The following is a 1540-nucleotide window of genomic DNA, read 5'->3' as shown; positions in this document are numbered from 1 at the left end:
GGCGCAGCCCGTCGAAGGTGGCGTGCAGGACGGCGTGCCGGATCGCCAGGCACCACAGCACGCACGCCTCGCCCGCCTCCGGGTCGTGGTGGGTGAGCGAGGAGACCCTCTTCGCCGCCTCGACGAGCCCGTCCTCGTCGTGGAGGTAGGCGAGCGCCACCGGCGCGGTCCGCATCAGCGAGCCGTTGCCGCCCGAGCGCCCGACGCGCGCGTGGTGCTTCTCGGCCGCCTCGGCCAGCGTCGCCCTGGTCAGCGGGCGGGCGGCCGCGGAGAGCACCGCGCGGGTCTGGACCCCTACGTCCGTGGCGTGGTCCGCCCACTCCGCCCACCGCTGGGCGATCCGGTCCAGTGCCTGCGGCTCGCGCAGGTCGGCACCGGTGGCTGCGACCTCGGCGATCGCGACGGCCATCGATGTGTCGTCGGTCCACTCGCCAGGCGTCCAGCCGAACGTGCCTCCCCCAGCCATCCGCACCGGCACGTCCGGGGACATCGACGGGCCGAACTCGTAGCCCGCCCCGAGCGCGTCCCCGCCCGCCGTGGCCAGCAGCACCCCCGCGGCCCTGTCCCGCTGGAGCGCGTCCAGTCCCCTCCGTGTCATCGCCATCCCCTGCCTCCTTCGAACGTCCGCATCCAGCAGCGGGAGGTCCCCCGGCTGACGCGCCTCCGCCGATCGCGCACGCGGTGCCGCCGGACTCCCCCGCAGCCCGGCCGGCTCCGCCGCGCCTCGCGATCGCGGATCCTGGTCAACCAGGGGACCGGCTCGCACCCGCCCCCCATCACCTGCACGCTAGAACCGACCTCCGACAGAGGTCGTCTGCGCCCGCTGCTGGACTCCCCCTTGCGCGAAAGCAAAGAATCGCGTGGGATGGGGGTTCGAACACACGTTTGAGGGGGTCGGGGTGCGGGGGGAGCTCACGGAGGTCGGACCGACCCCCGACGGTACGCCGCTGCGCGTCCAGGTCGAGTGCCGCACGAACCGCCGCGCCACCCGCGGGAAGAAGCACCCCGCGACCATCAATGCCGACTGGAGCGTCGAGACGCCGCACGACCTGGAGGCCGAGCGGGTGCTGGCGGCGCTGGGCGGCTACTGCTCCTGCCTGGACCTGGTCGACCGGGTCGTCCCGGCCGCCCGCGAGGCGGCGCAGCTGCTCACCCGCAGGGCCCTGCCCCTCCTCCGGCACCGGCCGCACCAGGGCTGGTCGGCCCGAGAGGACCGGCTCTGCCCCCGCTGCGTGCGCGCCTGGCGCGACGTCGTCGACGCCGTCGACCACCTGCGCTCGCCCGGCCACCTCGCCGCGGCGTACGACGCCCCGCAGGGCCCCCTCACCCGGCTGGTCGCCACCGTCGAGCAGGCCCACGGCACCGTCGTCCCCCCGCGCCGCGACCCCCGTGGCACCGAGACCGTCCGCGAGCCCGGCGGGCTGGTCCAGCTGTGGCGGGCCGGGCTCCACCCCGACCTCGTCACCCGGTGGTGGCAGGCCGCGGGCGGGCCCGAGCCGCTACCGATGTTCTTCTACCTCGGCGGGGCCTACGCCGACGG

2 protein-coding genes are annotated in these 1540 nt (G+C 75.8%); one reads left to right on the top strand and one right to left on the bottom strand.

Going from position 1 to position 1540, the window contains the following annotated elements; translation table 11 throughout:
- On the bottom strand, nt 1-604 hold a 604-nt coding region (locus tag PLP61_RS17055), incomplete at its 3' end, for an ADP-ribosylglycohydrolase family protein (RefSeq protein ID WP_324503995.1).
- A gap of 295 nt (nt 605-899) precedes the next feature.
- Between PLP61_RS17055 and PLP61_RS17050 the strand changes: the two genes are divergently transcribed.
- A partial coding sequence (locus PLP61_RS17050) for a hypothetical protein (RefSeq protein ID WP_324503994.1) occupies nt 900-1540 on the top strand: 641 nt, incomplete at its 3' end.

It is taken from the genome of Nocardioides sp. (assembly GCF_035429765.1).
In the GTDB taxonomy this organism is placed as follows: Bacteria; Actinomycetota; Actinomycetes; order Propionibacteriales; family Nocardioidaceae; genus Nocardioides.
This window is presented reverse-complemented; position numbering and strand designations above follow the sequence as displayed.